We start from the raw sequence: 14,837 nt of genomic DNA on the forward strand, positions 1-14,837 counted from the left end.
TTTGTCAAGATCTCTTGGTGTTAGAGTTCGGAGCATGGATCAGGAGCGCAGCACGGGCACGTCGCGGGACGACGAGCCGGACGAGCTGGACGGACGGGACGGGCTGGACGGGCTCAGCGTGCTCGCCGATCCGGCACGCCGCCGGCTCTATGACCTGGTGGCCGGGCAGGACGACCCCGTCAGCCGCGACGAGGCCGCCCGTGCCTGCGGGATCAGTCGCAACCTCGCCGCCTACCACCTGGATCGTCTGGTCGAGGCGGAGCTCCTCGAGGCCGGCTACGCCCGGCCCGCCGGCGTGGGAGGCCCCGGTGCCGGCCGGCCCGCCAAGCGCTACCGGCGCGTGCAGCGCGAACGTCTCGTCTCCGTACCGCCGCGCCGGTACGAGCTGCTCGCGGAGCTGCTCGCGACCGCGCTCGACACCGACGAGGACGGGGCGGTCCGGGCGGCCCTCCTGCGCGCCGCGGAGGCGGAGGGGCACGCGGCGGTCGATGCGCACGAGGACCTGCAGCGTGTGCTCGCCCAGCGCGGCTACGAGCCGGTGATCGCGGCAGACGGCGCGATCGAGCTGCGCAACTGCCCCTTCCATCGGCTCAGCCGCACGCACACGGAGCTGGTCTGCACCCTGAACCACGTCCTGCTGGGCGGCGTGCTGGCAGGCCGCGGCGAGGACCCGGCGCGCGCCGAGCTGTGCCCGCAGGAGAACCGGTGCTGCGTGCGGATCCGGGCGGCCGAGGGAGTGCCGGAGGTGCCCGGCGAGGCGGCCGCGGGCGGCTGACGCGGCCGATGCCGAACATGCGCGGCGCTCCCGGAGGGCACGAAAAGGAGTGGCCCGCGGGGCGTGTTCCGCGCTACTCTCGGTCCAGCGCGTGAGCTGCGCATTCCGATGAATCGACGCACCCAGGGTGGACTGTGCCCGGTGTCGATCAGGAATGGAGCGACCATGACCCCACGGCAGCACTCCCCGCGCCCCCAGAGCCCCGATCCGCGCGACCCGCGGACCCGCGCATCGGATTCGCCGGCCGCAGGAGCCCCCGCCTGGCGGATCTCCCAGGACCCTCGCGCGAAGGCGCGGATCCTCGAGCATGCACGCTGGATCTCCCGCCGCATCCATGTCGAGATGCTGCAGGAGTGGAGCGCTGCGCAGGACGGCCCGTATCCCCGGCCCGAGGACGCCGAGCGCCGCGCGATGACCGAGCTGGGCGTGCTGTGCCGCGGGCTCGAGGAGCTGGTCGCGATCGACCCCCGGGAGATCGACGAGGTCGCCCGCGTCATGCACCGGAACCGGCCCCGGCGTGACCGAGGAGGGGACGACTTCTTCGACGACGACTGGTACTGACCTCAGGGGGCGTCCGGGGAAGCCAGGCGGGCGGCGCTGTGACAGGATCCCGCCATGTCACAGCGCCGCTTCACCCAGCTCGACGTCTTCAGCGACCAGCCCTTCGGCGGGAACCCCCTCGCCGTCATCCATGACGCGCAGGGGCTGTCCGATGCGCAGATGCAGGCCATCGCCTCCTGGACCAACCTGTCCGAGACCACGTTCCTGCTGCCGCCCACCCGGGCGGGCGCCGACTATCGCGTGAGGATCTGGACCCCGTCCGGAGAGCTGCCCTTCGCCGGGCACCCGACCCTCGGCAGCGCCCGCGCGTGGCTGGAGGCCGGCGGCATCCCGGCCGGGGAGCGGATCGTCCAGGAATGCGCGGCCGGGCTCGTGGAGGTCCGCCGCTCCGGCGCGCAGCTCGCCTTCGCGGCGCCGCCGCTGCGGCGTTCCGGGCCGCTGGATGAGGCCGATGTCGAACGGATCGCGGCGGGGCTGGGCGTCGAACGCTCCGAGATCGTGGCGCACGCCTGGGTCGACAACGGCCCCGGATGGCAGGCCGTCGAGCTCGCCTCCGCGCAGGCCGTCCTCGCCCTCGAGCCGCGGCTCGGGGCTGATATGAAGATCGGCGTGATCGGCCGGTACGGCGACGGGGCGGCGGCGCATCCGCGGGGTGCCGCATACGAGGTGCGAGCGCTGCTGGGGCCCTCGAGCACGGCCGGGACGCCGGCCTTCGAGGACCCGGTGACGGGGAGCCTCAACGCCGGAGTGGCGCAGTGGCTGCTGGGGCGGGGAGAGGCGGCGACGTCATGGGTCGCGTCGCAGGGGGCGCGGCTCGGGCGGGCTGGGATCGTGCGGATCGACGTCGATGTCGAGGCGGGGGCTGGTGAGGCGGCCGGCGGCGGGCCGGTCGTGTGGGTCGGTGGGGATGTGGTGGTGCGAGTGGTGGGGGTTGTGGCGGTGGGGTGACGGGTCTTAGATTTCTTCGTCGGGGAGGTCGAAGAGCGGAAGCTGATCCCAGTCCGACAGGTCTGTCTTCCTGTTCTCCCCTCGTGTCTTGCGGTCGATGGGAATCGGGGGAGAGTGATCTGCGGGGGCTTGACTAGCCGGATTCCGGGCGGTTTAGGTGCATCGCGTGGTGATGCGTCGGGTGTGCGGAACGGGACGCCGTCTGTGGAGATGGTCAAAATGGCTGTGTGGTGGAACGAGACCTCCTCGATCTCGTCGAAACGCACCTGAAACCGCGTCATGATGGAGCTCCTGTGCTCGGGCCCTATGGGCGGCTCTACGGCCCGACGAGCCTTGATTGGGGAGCTTAGATGACGCGTCGAATGATGTGGAGATTCTGTTTTTGCAGAGCTGTGTCGGTCTATACAGCGATGTGTCGAGCTGCCCACGTTGAAGCGCCCCGTACCGCTTGCGGCACGGCTCAAGCAGCGGTCCGGTGAGTGACCTCCGCGCCCGCGGAGGTGGTTCCACGGGTAAGCGCGTAGATCACGGGCGGGGGTCTCTTCCCTGCGTCGCGGACGTGGCCTCTCATGAGCGTTCCAGCACCAGACGCCCGGCCTCCTGCGAACCTCACCTGTCCGACCCCGCGCATTTCGTCCCAGAACCAGCCCTGTCGGAAGGAGGTCTCATAGCCCACGTGTACACGGCCCTCGTCTCGCGGGACAGCGAGGACTGGTAGGTGATCGACGTTCCGGAGGTCGGGGTCTTCGGCCAGGTCACGTCGCTCGAGGATGCGCCGGGGTGGCCCGCGAGCTCGTTGCGATGTGGACGGATCTGCCGGTCGAGAACATCGAGGTCCACCTGCAGGTGGCGCCGGCCGGGTTCTCGGTCGGGGCTGGTGCCCCGAGCGCCGCGGACCGCCGACGCCCGACCGGGTCGGTCACCGTGGCGTTCCGTTCCTGGTCAGGTGGCTTCCAGCTCACCGTCGACGGCGAACAGGACACCAGTACGCAGGTCGCGGACCTGACGGATGCGTCGCAGCAGGTCCGCGCCTACCTCGACAGCGTGGATCCGGAGGTCGACCACAGCGGCCGGGACGTGCGTCTGCGCGAGTCCCGGGCGAGGTGGCAGGGCGTTCACGCGCTCAGCGGTCTGCCCGACCGCCTCTCGTCCCGGCCACCATCACCGTTGCGCGCGATCGCCACGACATGATCGCGAGCACGCTCGCAGCGGAGCAGATCGACAGCACGGACGCGAAGGACCCGATCGCGCCGATCGACAGACACGAGCCCACCGATCCGATCGACAGCACAGAGTTCTTCGAGCAGATCGACAGCACGGATCCCTCCGACCGGTACGACCACAGCGACGGTGCGATGCGATGCGACACGGGCTTCTCCGATCCTCGGTCCTGACGGCAGGATAGGCCTCTCCCCGCCCGCGCGACCACGGTCCGCTATCGTCCCTCCATGAGCACCCTGGAAGACGCGATCCTCGCGCGCCGCCCTGACTGGGGACCCCTGCCCGCCGAGCTCGGCGAGGCGCTGGACTGGATGCAGGAACGCGGCCACGCCATACGATCCGGCGGTGTCGAGTACGCGACGCCCTACCCCGGTCCGGCGCAGCAGGGCGTCGTCTTCCGCAGCGATCTCACCCTCGGGGGATGGCTCGAGGACGGCTCCGATCCGGCCGTCCCGCTGCTGCCGATCGCCGATGCGGACGGGGCCGGCGGGATCCTCGCCCTGTGGCGTCGCGACGGCCTCGTCGCCGACGCCGTCGTGCTCATCAACGATCTCGACGCGATCATCGTCGCCGACAGCGCCCTCGACCTGCTGCGGCTGATCGCGATCGGCCACGACGAGCTGCGCGGCGCCGTCCTGGGGGAGGAGCCGCCCGCGGAGAGCGCCGCCGCCCACGCCGCCTTCCGCGCCTGGGTGCAGGATCGCTTCGCCGTCGACGTGCCGGAGGCCTGGGACGTCGACTCCGGCGACGAGTTCACGTCGTGGTGGCAGGAGCGGACCGGCCAGGCCTCGCCCCCGCCGCGCGGCATCACCGAGAACGCCGACGCGGACGCCGGCCGCGTCACCGTGAGCGGACCCGTCACCGTGCTGCTCGGGATCCTCGGCGCCGCCGATGGACCCGAGCCCGCCGCGGCGGTCGGGGCGCTCCTCGGCATCGACGCGGGCCCCGCGCTGAAGTCCGGCACCCGCCGCACCAAGAAGCGGGGCCTCGAGGCGCGTGTGGAGAAGGGGACCGTCACGACGATCTTCGTGCACATCGGCCTCGCCGCCGAGGGCCTCTTCGGCACGGCCCCGATCGAATACCCCTGGTGGCAGGGCCCCGACCTCATCGACGGCCTCCCCCACACGTCAACGATGGCCGATGCTCTCGCGCTGCTCGGCGACCCCGAGCGCACCGGGAAGCACCATGCGCGCTACCGCGTGGGCGAGGCGTTCATGAACATCAGCTTCGGCCCGGGCGGCATCTCCCAGATCACCCTCATGACCGAGGTCCCCTGAGCCTCGCCCCGGGAAGCCCCACGCCCCCGCGCGCGTTGCGCCGTTCATGCGCCTGTCCCTCCTCGACCGTTCCCGCACCCGCATCGGCGAACCGGAGTCCGCGGCCCTGCCGCATTCGGTGGAGCGGGCCCGCCTCGCCGAACTGGCGGGCTACCAGCGGTTCTGGGTGGCGGAGCATCACGCGGTGCCGGGAATCGCGAGCGGATCCCCGGCGGTGCTGCTCGGGGCGATCGGTGCGAGCACGGAGCGGATCCGCCTCGGGACCGGCGGGATCATGCTGCCGAACCATCGGCCGCTGCTCGTCGCGGAGCAGGCGCTCATGCTCGCCTCCCTGTTCCCCGGACGCGTGGACCTGGGGCTGGGGCGCTCCCTCGGGTTCACAGAGCCGGTGCGGCGGGCGCTGGGGCGCCTGGATGTGAGCCCGGAGGAATTCGCGGCGGAGATCGCGCAGGTCCGCGCCCACCTGGAGGGCACCGCGGAGATCACGGCCCGACCCGCCGCGGACGCCCCGGTCCCCGTGCACCTGCTGGCGACCGGCCGCGGCCTGGACCTCGCCGCGCAGCGGGGACTCCCGGTCGTGATCGGCGGGCCCGTCCTGCGCTCCGCGGAGCTGCCCGCGCGCCTCGCCGCCTATCGCCGCGCCTTCCGCCCGCATCGCGGCAGCGCCCCGCACATCATGCTCTCCGCCGACGTCCTGGTCGCCGACACCGACGCGGAGGCCCGCGAGCTCGCCGTCCCGGAGGCCTGGTCGATGCTGGAGTCCCGCCGCACCGGCGCCTTCGGGCCGCTCGAGCCCGTCGCCCGGATCCGTGAGCGCGACCTCGGCGCCCGGGACCGCGAACGCCTCGAGCAGCAGGTCGCGGCAGCCTGGACGGGCAGCGAGCAGACCGTCGCCCGGGACATCGGACAGCTCCTGGAGCGCACCGGTACCGAGGAGCTGCTCGCCTCCGGCTCGACCTACGACCGCCATGCCCTCGCCGACTCCGACCGGCGGCTCGCCGCGATCCTCGGGTGAGACGCAGCGATCAACGGCCCCCTGCCTGCGGCGACACGGCCCGCGAAGCCGCGGGCGTCACCCGGAGCCGTGCCGTGGCTCGACGGATCGCCGTGCCCACCAGCGCCGCCGGCACCGCGGCGACGAGCACCGGCACCATCCACGGCGCCCACGGTGCCGCCTCCAGGTGGTCCCAGAAGCCGTCGCTGCGCGAGGGGTAGCCCACGGACCACGCCGCCTTCAGCAGGTAGTAGGAGCCGATCGCCCAGGCCCCGCAGACCGGCACCGCGAGCAGGTTCGCGAGCAGCCGCCGCGAGAGCATCGCGGAGGCCGCCAGCACCGCCGCCCACGACCACCAGGCGTCGGTGACCGCGAGGATCGGCCCTGCCCCGAGGCCCAGGGCGCAGATCGAGGCGGTGCCCCAGGTAAGGCCCAGCAGCGAGGCGAGCAGGAGGGTGACGGGCAGGGGAGCGGATGGGCGACGCATGCGCCCAGCCTCCCGCGGTCGATGTTGCGGGAGCGTATGCGGAACGGATCCGACGCCTCGGCAGCCCCGCCTACATGTCCCGCAGCTCGACCACCAGCTGCGTCCCGCCCGGGCACGCGACCGCGAGGGCGATCATGTCCCCGCCGGTGGTGATGTTCGACGTGTCCGGTGCGGCGAGCGCGGCGGTCACGTCGACCCAGCCGTCCGGACAGGCGGCCGGTGCCTCGTCGAGGGTGGGGACGAGCTTCTCGCGCAGCTGATCGTCCGTCAGCGGGGCCGCGGCTCCCGCGCCGCCGTCCGATGCCGCCGGTTCCAGGAGCCCCGCGACCTGCGCGGACTCCAGCTCGACCACGGCCTGCCACAGCTCGTCATCGGGCGCGGGCGGCGCGAACCAGGCATCGGGGTCCGTCATCCTCGGGTCCGTCGCGGTCACGGACCCGACGCCCTCGAGCTGCGGCAGCTGCTCCCGCACCGGATCCGCGGACTGGGAGATCACCCCCGGCCGGTAGTACAGGCCGCTCGTCTCGTCGAAGGCCCACGCCGGCTCCTTGTGGCCGATCAGCCCGCACCCGGCGAGGGTCGGCACGGCCAGCAGCGCGAGGACGATGCCGACGGGGCGGCGCGGCCGAGGAGGGGACGAGGGCATCGGAGCTCCGCTGGGATCCCGGGGACATGGATCCCGGAAGTATGACACCCGCGCCACCTGCCCCGGCCTCGTGCTCAGGCCCGCTCACCCGGGGCGGCGCGGGCCGCGAGCGCGCCGAGGCCCACGAGCCACACGCTCCCCGCGAGGATCTGCACCCGCTGCCCCACCCCCGCGAGGTCCGCGAGCGCCGGAGCCCGGTCGGCGAGCAGGTCCCCGGCAACCGAGACGGCGACCCCCGCGCCCAGCAGGCCGAGCGTCCCGGGCAGCCAGCACGGCCGCCCCCCGAGCAGCAGGACCGCCCCGAGGCCGCTCGCCAGCAGCCCCGCGATCGCGGCGACGCTCAGCGCATTGTGCGCCAGGACCTGCTCCGACGCCGCCTCGACCACCTCCTCGAGCGTGTCCGGGACCCCGGCCGGGAGCGGCACGAGCGCCGCCCCGATCTCCCCGGCGCCGAACACGAGCACCCCGCCGCACAGCAGCCGCGCCGCCCATCGGCCACGACCGCCCGCATCCTCGCCGAGCCGTCCCAGCGCAGGCACCAGCGCGACCGCGAGGACGGCGGAGGCGACATCCGCGGTCCTCAGCACGAGCGCGAAGGGCCGTCCGGGAGATTCGAGCTCGCTCACCAGCGAGCCCCAGTCGTGTCGGCCCGGCGCCACCGCGTCCAGCAGGAACCCCGCATAGGCGAGCGCGGCGACCGCGCCCGTCGCCCGCAGCAGGCCCCGCCGCCTCCGCATCCCCATCCGCATCCTCCGTCCCATCGTCCTCCGTGCCCGATTGTGCGCCCCTCCGCCTGGACGGGGGAGGGGCGCGGGGCGCGAGAGCGCTGGGAGCGGGCACGGGCATAGAGTTCCGCTCATGCTGCTGCGCATCGGCCCCGACCCGCGGAGGACCTCATGACGCAGGCCGCCCGTGCCGGACGGGCCTCGCCGCCGCGCCCCGGCCGCGGCCCCGCCGACTGGATCGGAGCCAGCCGCTGGTCCGCACGCGATGACCGCTGGCCGGACCGCTTCGCCTTCGTCCTCCTCGCCTTCGCCGTCTTCAACCTGCTGGTGAGCCTGCAGCCGCACTGGCACCGCGTGTTCTCCGGGCCCTGGGACCCCGTCTCCGTGCTGTTCCTGCCCGTGCTGCCGGGCCTGACGTACACGGCGCTGCTGTTCGTCCTGGGCATGGCGCTGCGCCGGCGGCTGCGCGCCGCCTGGTGGATGCTGCTGCTGTGGTGGCTGCTGGTCCCGCAGATCAGCCGCGTGATCGAGGTGATGGACGGGTACCACCCGGTGCTCGCCGGGATCGGCCTGGCGCTGAACACGGCCGCGATCGCCGTGCTCGTGCTCGCGCGGGGCCAGTTCGTGGCCCGCCGCGTCCCCGGGAGCCTGCGCGCCGCGCTCCTGCAGTTCCTCGGCGGCGGGCTGCTCCTGCTGCTGGGCGGGGCGCTGCTCGTGGAGAAGGCGGGCACCGCCGACTCCTACGGCGCCGCCGCCGAGTACGTGTTCGCGAAGATGCTCGCGGACATCGGCCGCCTCGAGCAGACCCGCGACATCCACGCCCCCTGGTGGGTGCACCTGCTGATCGGCCTGGCCGGGGCGCTCGTCGTCCTCACCTCCGCGCTGCGCCTGTTCCGGCCGCCGCGCACCTCCCGCGGCCTCTCCACGGCCGATGAGGCGCGCCTGCGCACCCTCCTGCGCGAGCACGGCGAGCAGGACTCGCTGGGCTACTTCGCGACCCGTCGCGACAAGTCCGTGGTCTGGGACACCGGGGAGGCCGGGGACCCTGCTGCCGCGCGCGCCGGCGTGGCCTACGGGGTCTTCGGCTCGGTCTGCCTCGCCAGCGGCGACCCGGTGGGCGATCCCGCGCGCTGGGGTGCGGCGATCGCGGCCTGGCGGGCCCATGCCCGCTCGCGGGGGCTGTCCGCCGCGGTGATCGGGGCCGGTGAGCAGGGCGGGCACGCCTTCGCCCGTGCCGGCATGGTCGTCTACGAGCTGGGCGACGAGGCGATCCTGGACCTGGACGTCTTCTCCCTCGCCGCCCCCGGCATGGCGCCGGTCCGCCAGAGCGTGCGGCGCCTGCGCGACCAGGGCCTCGCCGTGCAGGTCAGGCGCCATTCGTCGCTGTCCGATGCGGATTTCGCGGAGCTCGCCGCCGCCGCGGCCCGCTGGCGCGGCGACGGCGGGCAGGAGCGCGGCTTCTCCATGGCGCTGGGCCGCCTGCACGACCCCCTCGACGGGGACTGCCTCCTCGCCCTCGCCCGCGACGCGGACGGCGCGCTGCGCGGCTTCCTCAGCTTCGTGCCCTGGGGCCGCACCGGCGCCTCCCTCGACCTCATGCGCCGGGACCCCGCCGCCCCGCACGGCCTCATCGAGCTGCTGGTCACCGCGATGGCGGAGCAGGCCCCCGGCTTCGGGGTGCGCCGGATCTCCCTGAACTTCGCCATGTTCCGGGAGGCCTTCGAACGGGGCGCGGAGATCGGCGCGGGCCCGCTCGCCCGGCTGTGGCGGCGCAGCCTGCTGCTGGCGAGCCGCACGTGGCAGCTCGAATCCCTCTACCGCGCCAACGCCAAGTACTTCCCCTCCTGGCAGTCCCGCTACCTGTGCTTCGAGTTCGCCTCCGACCTGCCGCGCGTCGGCATCGCCACCGGCAGCGCCGAAGGCTTCCTGGACCTGTCCACGACCTGGCGCTCCCTGCGCACCCTGGGGCATCGGCGCGAGGAGCCGGACCCGCTGGACGCCGGCAGCTCCGAGCGCGCCGCCGCCGTCCGCGCCCTCATCCCGCCGGTCCCCGACCCGGTCGCGCGCGCCCTCAGCGCCCGCCGGCTGCCCGAGCAGATGCGGGTGCGGCGCGAGAAGCTCGAGCGCCTGCGCAAGCGCGGCATCGACCCCTACCCGGTGGGCGCGCCCCGCAGCCACACCCTCGCCGCCGTCCGCGCGCTCGCCGGGGACCTCCCGCCCGATGCGCGCACGGGGCAGGTCCTCGACGTCGCGGGACGGATCCTGCGACGCCGGCGCCACGGCCGGATCGGCTTCGCAACCCTCCGCGACGGCACCGGCGACCTGCAGATCCTGCTGGGCGATGCGGCCGATGCCGCCGCCTGGGCGCTGTGGCGCGACGGCCTGGACCTGGGCGATCAGATCTCCGTGCGCGGCGAGGTGATGACCACCCGCAGCGGCGAGCCGAGCATCGAGGCCCGCACCCTCACCCTCACGTCGAAGGCGCTGCGGCCCCTGCCGGACAAGCACCACGGCCTCACCGACCCGGAGGCCCGCGTGCGCGAGCGCGCGATCGACCTCATCGTCCGCCCGCAGGCGCGGGCCCTCGCCCATCAGCGCTCCGCGATCGTCCGCTCCGTACGCGAGACCCTGCACGAGCGCGGCTTCGAGGAGGTCGAGACCCCCGTCCTGCAGACCGTCCACGGCGGCGCGAACGCCCGCCCCTTCACCACCCGCATCCGCGCCTACGACATGGACCTGTACCTGCGGATCGCGACCGAGCTGCACCTCAAGCGCCTGCTCGTCGGCGGGATGGAGAAGGTCTTCGAGATCGGCCGGCAGTTCCGCAACGAGGGCGCGGACCTCACCCACAACCCCGAGTTCACCTCGCTCGAGGTGTACGAGGCCTACAGCGACTACGAGGGCATGCGTCGGCTGACCCAGCGGATCATCCAGAACGCCGCGGAGGCCGTGCACGGCGCGCAGATCGCCCGCCGTCCCGGACCGGGCGGCACCCTCGTGGAGCTGGACCTGTCCGGCGACTGGCCCGTCGTCCCGCTGCCGCTGGCCGTCTCCCGGGCCCTCGGCGAGCAGATCGACCGGGCGACCCCGCTCGCGCAGCTGCATGCGCACGCCCGGCGCGCGGGCCTCGAGCTGGACCCGGAGCTCCCCTGGGGGCCCGTGCTCGAGGAGCTCTACGGGGCGCTGTGCGAGAAGCAGACCATGAGTCCCGTCTTCTACACCGACTTCCCCGTGGAGAACGCCCCGCTCGCGCGGCCGCATCGGAGCATCCCCGGCCTCGCCGAGAAGTGGGACCTCGTGATCGGCGGCAGCGAGCAGGGCACCGCCTACTCCGAGCTCATCGACCCCCTCGATCAGCGGGCGCGGCTGGTGGCCCAGTCGCTGCTCGCCGCAGACGGCGACCCCGAGGCGATGGAGGTGGACGAGGACTTCCTGCGCACCCTCGAGCACGGCATGCCGCCCGCCGGCGGGATGGGCCTGGGCATCGACCGGCTCGTCATGAACCTCACCGGCCAGTCGATCCGCGAGGCCATCCTGTTCCCGCTCGTGAAGCCGGAGCGCGGCGGCCGCGGCTGACACCCGGGCGGGGACCCTCTACCCTGGGGCGCATGGCGACGACGCTTCCCTACGGTTCCTGGCCCTCTCCCATCTCCGCCGAGCTCCTCGCGACCGGCGGCACCCGCCTCGGCGGTCCCGTGCAGGTCGGGCAGGAGGTGTGGTGGACCGAGGGCATCGCCACCGAGGGCGGACGGCAGGCGATCGTCCGCACCGCGGGACCCATCGGCGCCGACGGGGACGGCGACGCGACCCCCGTCACCGTCCTGCCCGCGCCCTTCAACGCCCGCTCCCGCGTGCACGAGTACGGCGGCTCCAGCTGGACGACGCTCCCGCAGCGGGACGGACGTCCCCTCGTCGTCTTCGTCGACTTCGCCTCCCAGCGCGTGCACGCCTTCGTCGAGGGCGAGGAGCCCCGTCCCCTGAGCCCCGTCGGGCCCGAGGTCGCCTCCGCGGGCGGACCCTCCCTGCGCTACGCGGACCCGCAGGTCGTGACCCTTCCGGGCGGCGCGACCGAGGTGTGGTGGGTCGTCGAGGACCACACCGGCGAGAGCATCGAGCGGTACATCGGCGCGATCCCCCTGGACGGATCCGCCGCCGAGGACGCCTCCGCGATCCGCCGCGTCACCCCCGCCTCCCGCTTCGTCGCCCACGCGCGGGTGAGCCCCGACGGCACGCGGCTGGCCTGGCTCAGCTGGGAGCATCCGCAGATGCCCTGGGACGGCACGCTCCTGCACGTCGCCCCGCTCGTGGGCGGCTCCGCCGGGGCCGGCGAGGTGGTCGCCGGCAGCACGACCGAATCCGTCCTCCAGCCCGAATGGCTCGATGCCCAGCGCCTCGTCTTCCTCTCCGACGCCTCCGGCTGGTGGAACCCCTGGCTGTGGGACGGCTCCGGGACCCGTCGGCTGTGCGATCGCGCCGAGGAGTTCGCGGGGCCGATGTGGATGCTCGGCACGACCTGGTACACGGTCCTGGACCCGGACCGCCTCCTGGTCGCCCATGGCCATGCCGACGACGCGCTGGGCGTCCTCACCCTCTCGACCGGGGAGATCCTCGACCTCGACCTGGGGCTCACCTCGATCAGCGGGGTGAGCCTGCGCGGCGATGGCCTGCTGACCGTGCTCGGCTCCTCGCCGACCGCCTTCCCCGCGATCCTCGCCGCCCGTCTCGACGTCTCCGGTCCCGCGCCCGCGCTCGGCGGGACCCGGGTGCTGCGCTCCTCCCGCGAGGACGCCCCTGATCCGGGCGTGCTGCCCGTGCCGGAGCCGATCACCGTCGCCCTGGAGGACGGCGGCGTCGTCCACGCGATCGTGTTCCGGCCCCGGCACGAGGGGATCTGCGGGCCCGAGGGGGAGCGGCCCCCGTTCATCGCGCGCGTCCACGGCGGCCCCACCTCCCACGTCCCGCCCGTGCTGAACCTCGCGGCCGCGTACTACACCTCGCGCGGCATCGGCGTGGTGGAGGTGAACTACGGCGGCTCCACCGGCTACGGCCGCGCCTACCGGGACCGGCTGAAGGGCCAGTGGGGCGTGGTCGACGTCGCCGACACCGTCGCCGTCATGGAGCATCTGGTCGCGGGCGGCCTCGCCGACGGCGCCCGCCTCGGCATCGAGGGCGGCTCCGCGGGCGGCTGGACCACCCTCGCCTGCCTCACCCGCACCGACACCTTCTCCGCGGGCGCGTCCAGCTTCGGCGTCGCCGAGCTCGAGACCTTCATCAGCGACACCCACGACTTCGAGTCCCGCTACATCGACGGCCTCGTGGGCCCCTACCCGGAGCGGAAGGACCTGTACGTCGAGCGGGCCCCGCTCAGCCATGTCGACGAGCTCGCATGCCCCGTCCTGCTGCTGCAGGGCGACGAGGACCGGATCGTGCCGCCCAGCCAGTCGGAGATGTTCCGCGACGCGCTCGCCGCCAAGGGCATCCCGCACGCCTACCTCCTGTTCGAGGGCGAGCAGCACGGCTTCCGCCAGGCCTCCTCGATCATCCGCGCGACCGAGGCGAGCCTGTCGTTCTACGGGCAGGTCTTCGGGTTCAGCCCGCTGGGCGTGCCGGTGCTGCAGCTCGAGTCCTGAGGCGGTCCCCGCACCGCCCGGCTGGGCGGCGCGGGGAGGGGCCCTCCGCTCAGCGGGAGCGGCGGCCGGGGCCTCCGGCGACGAGGGAGACGGCCAGGACCGCGAGCACGATCGCGCCGAGGCCGATGCCGAGCGCCGACCACATCGGCGCGATCTGCCGCCACGGCCCGCCCAGCTCCGCCCGCCCCAGCCACAGCACGAGCAGCGCGCCGATCCCGCCGCCGGCGAGCACGCCCGGCAGCGTGCCGAGGACGAGGACCGCGACGGCGCGCAGCAGGCCCTGCGCGCGCAGGCGCCGCGGGGACGCGCCGACGGCCCGCAGGATCCGCAGGTCCTCGCGTGCCTCCTGGCGGCCCAGAACCATCGAGGCGGAGGCGCCGAAGGCCGCCACCAGCACGAGCATGACCAGCATCGCGGCCGGCATCCGGTCCATGCCCCCGAGCACCGCGCCCCGCGGGACGGCGGAGAGCCAGCCGAGCGCGGAGACCTCCGCGACCGCTGTCTCGAGGCGCTGCGCGCCGGCCGCGTCCAGCGGCCGCGGCAGCTCGAGGACCTCCCCGACGTAGCGCAGGGGGATCCCCAGCTCGGCGGCGGTCTGCGCGGTCATCGTCAGGGAGCCCTCTGCGCCGTGGACGAACATGCCCGGACGCCGTTGCGTGTCCAGCACCTCGACCTCGGCGCCGGACCAGCGCTGCAGCTCGATCTCCACGGTGCCGCGGGCGGGGTCCGCGGAGCCGCGCGCGTCCAGGCGCGTCGCGTCGTGGACGAGGACGCCGCCATCGGCGAGCAGGCGCGCCGCCTCCTCGGCACCGGGGAGTCCCGTCGCCCGCATCGCGGCGGGGTCCAGGACGACCAGGCCGTCGCTCAGCCAGCTCGGCATGTGCAGGCTCGGCTGCCACCCGTCCTCCCAGGCCACGCAGTCGACGGGGGCGCCGGGCGTGATCGCGGAGGCGACGGAGACGGCCTGCTCGGGGCTGCAGGGCACCTGCGGCCCCGGCATCGCCACCGGGATGACGGCGTCGGGGGACAGAGTCGAGCGCACCGGGTGGCTGGCCGTGATGAGGCCCTGCTCCTGCAGATGCGCGGTCACGGAGCCCAGGATCGCCTGGTCGAGCCCGTCGCTGAGCGGCAGATGGATGCCCAGCACGGCGCCGCCGTCCTCCGTCATGCGGGTGGTGACGTCGTGCCGCTGCGCGATGAGGGAGCCGGAGAAGACGACGAGCAGGGCGAGCACGAGCGTCGAGGCGAGCACGGCGCAGATGGCCGGCAGGGAGCGGGAGCGTCGGCGCGCCATGTCCCGCAGCACGAGCCGCGCGTCCACCGGCAGCGCCCCGGCCATCCCGGCCGCCGCGTCCACGAGCACCGGCGCGAGCACGACCATCGCGAGGATCGCCGTGAGCGTCGCGAAGACCAGCAGGGCCGCCCCGGTGCCGCCGCCCACGGCGAGGCTGCCGATGCCGCCCACGAGCGCCGCGGCCCCGCAGACCGCCCCCGCGATCATCGGGGGCAGGGACGTCCCGCCCCCGGCGCGGATGCTCCGATGGCGGGCGAGCGCGGCGACCGGGTCGAGGGC

Annotated in this window: 13 protein-coding genes; 9 read left to right on the top strand and 4 right to left on the bottom strand. The window is 74.1% G+C overall.

Annotation, left to right across the window (positions count from 1 at the left end):
* Positions 1-34: 34 nt before the first annotated feature.
* The 7 genes from ACFFF6_RS07320 (at position 35) to ACFFF6_RS07350 (ending at position 5,797) form a co-directional block, all read left to right on the top strand.
* Positions 35-775: a helix-turn-helix domain-containing protein gene (locus tag ACFFF6_RS07320; RefSeq protein WP_376979581.1), complete on the top strand. Its 741-nt coding sequence runs from the start codon at positions 35-37 to the stop codon at positions 773-775.
* A gap of 165 nt (positions 776-940) precedes the next feature.
* Positions 941-1,336: a hypothetical protein gene (locus tag ACFFF6_RS07325; RefSeq protein WP_376979582.1), complete on the top strand. Its 396-nt coding sequence runs from the start codon at positions 941-943 to the stop codon at positions 1,334-1,336.
* Positions 1,337-1,390: 54 nt separating this feature from the next.
* A complete protein-coding gene (locus ACFFF6_RS07330; RefSeq protein WP_376979584.1) occupies positions 1,391-2,284 on the top strand; it encodes a PhzF family protein in 894 nt (297 codons plus the stop codon).
* A 780-nt stretch (positions 2,285-3,064) separates the two neighbouring features.
* Positions 3,065-3,475, top strand: coding sequence for a hypothetical protein (locus ACFFF6_RS07335; RefSeq protein WP_376979586.1), 411 nt, complete (start codon positions 3,065-3,067; stop codon positions 3,473-3,475).
* The gene (locus ACFFF6_RS07340) at positions 3,472-3,678 is read left to right on the top strand and encodes a hypothetical protein (RefSeq protein ID WP_376979588.1); all 207 of its coding nucleotides are present in this window, start codon (positions 3,472-3,474) and stop codon (positions 3,676-3,678) included. The genes ACFFF6_RS07335 and ACFFF6_RS07340 overlap by 4 nt, the downstream gene beginning before the upstream one ends.
* A 54-nt stretch (positions 3,679-3,732) precedes the next feature.
* Positions 3,733-4,782: a hypothetical protein gene (locus ACFFF6_RS07345; protein ID WP_376979590.1), complete on the top strand. Its 1,050-nt coding sequence runs from the start codon at positions 3,733-3,735 to the stop codon at positions 4,780-4,782.
* 46 nt (positions 4,783-4,828) lie between these two features.
* A complete protein-coding gene (locus ACFFF6_RS07350; protein WP_376979592.1) occupies positions 4,829-5,797 on the top strand; it encodes an MsnO8 family LLM class oxidoreductase in 969 nt (322 codons plus the stop codon).
* 10 nt (positions 5,798-5,807) lie between these two features.
* On the opposite strand, the gene ACFFF6_RS07355 is transcribed toward ACFFF6_RS07350, so the two are convergent.
* The 3 genes from ACFFF6_RS07355 to ACFFF6_RS07365 all read right to left on the bottom strand — a co-directional run bounded on the left by ACFFF6_RS07355 (position 5,808) and on the right by ACFFF6_RS07365 (position 7,652).
* Complete coding sequence (locus ACFFF6_RS07355) at positions 5,808-6,263, bottom strand: hypothetical protein (protein WP_376979594.1); 456 nt, start codon at positions 6,261-6,263, stop codon at positions 5,808-5,810.
* Between the two features lie 70 nt (positions 6,264-6,333).
* The gene (locus ACFFF6_RS07360) at positions 6,334-6,909 is read right to left on the bottom strand and encodes a hypothetical protein (RefSeq protein WP_376979596.1); all 576 of its coding nucleotides are present in this window, start codon (positions 6,907-6,909) and stop codon (positions 6,334-6,336) included.
* 74 nt (positions 6,910-6,983) lie between these two features.
* Complete coding sequence (locus ACFFF6_RS07365; protein ID WP_376979597.1) at positions 6,984-7,652, bottom strand: DUF998 domain-containing protein; 669 nt, start codon at positions 7,650-7,652, stop codon at positions 6,984-6,986.
* A gap of 153 nt (positions 7,653-7,805) precedes the next feature.
* Here ACFFF6_RS07365 and lysX point away from each other — a divergent pair, with 153 nt between their 5' ends.
* Positions 7,806-11,210: a bifunctional lysylphosphatidylglycerol synthetase/lysine--tRNA ligase LysX gene (gene lysX, locus ACFFF6_RS07370; RefSeq protein WP_376979599.1), complete on the top strand. Its 3,405-nt coding sequence runs from the start codon at positions 7,806-7,808 to the stop codon at positions 11,208-11,210.
* A gap of 32 nt (positions 11,211-11,242) precedes the next feature.
* Positions 11,243-13,264 carry a dipeptidyl-peptidase 5 gene (locus tag ACFFF6_RS07375; protein WP_376979601.1) on the top strand — a complete coding sequence of 674 codons (2,022 nt, stop codon included), beginning with the start codon at positions 11,243-11,245 and terminating at the stop codon, positions 13,262-13,264.
* Between the two features lie 49 nt (positions 13,265-13,313).
* Here ACFFF6_RS07375 and ACFFF6_RS07380 read toward each other — a convergent pair.
* A partial coding sequence (locus ACFFF6_RS07380; protein WP_376979603.1) for an FtsX-like permease family protein occupies positions 13,314-14,837 on the bottom strand: 1,524 nt, incomplete at its 5' end.

Source organism: Brachybacterium hainanense (genome assembly GCF_042434575.1).
In the GTDB taxonomy this organism is placed as follows: domain Bacteria; phylum Actinomycetota; class Actinomycetes; order Actinomycetales; family Dermabacteraceae; genus Brachybacterium; species Brachybacterium hainanense.

Bases quoted from the DNA above. Each gene is read 5' to 3' on its own strand.
- ACFFF6_RS07330 (WP_376979584.1), top strand. From the start codon at position 1,391: ATGTCACAGCGCCGCTTCACCCAGCTCGACGTCTTCAGCGACCAGCCC.
- ACFFF6_RS07375 (WP_376979601.1), top strand. From the start codon at position 11,243: ATGGCGACGACGCTTCCCTACGGTTCCTGGCCCTCTCCCATCTCCGCC.
- ACFFF6_RS07340 (WP_376979588.1), top strand. From the start codon at position 3,472: ATGATCGCGAGCACGCTCGCAGCGGAGCAGATCGACAGCACGGACGCG.
- ACFFF6_RS07355 (WP_376979594.1), bottom strand. From the start codon at position 6,263: ATGCGTCGCCCATCCGCTCCCCTGCCCGTCACCCTCCTGCTCGCCTCG.
- ACFFF6_RS07325 (WP_376979582.1), top strand. From the start codon at position 941: ATGACCCCACGGCAGCACTCCCCGCGCCCCCAGAGCCCCGATCCGCGC.
- ACFFF6_RS07360 (WP_376979596.1), bottom strand. From the start codon at position 6,909: ATGCCCTCGTCCCCTCCTCGGCCGCGCCGCCCCGTCGGCATCGTCCTC.
- ACFFF6_RS07345 (WP_376979590.1), top strand. From the start codon at position 3,733: ATGAGCACCCTGGAAGACGCGATCCTCGCGCGCCGCCCTGACTGGGGA.
- lysX (WP_376979599.1), top strand. From the start codon at position 7,806: ATGACGCAGGCCGCCCGTGCCGGACGGGCCTCGCCGCCGCGCCCCGGC.
- ACFFF6_RS07365 (WP_376979597.1), bottom strand. From the start codon at position 7,652: ATGGGGATGCGGAGGCGGCGGGGCCTGCTGCGGGCGACGGGCGCGGTC.
- ACFFF6_RS07320 (WP_376979581.1), top strand. From the start codon at position 35: ATGGATCAGGAGCGCAGCACGGGCACGTCGCGGGACGACGAGCCGGAC.
- ACFFF6_RS07350 (WP_376979592.1), top strand. From the start codon at position 4,829: ATGCGCCTGTCCCTCCTCGACCGTTCCCGCACCCGCATCGGCGAACCG.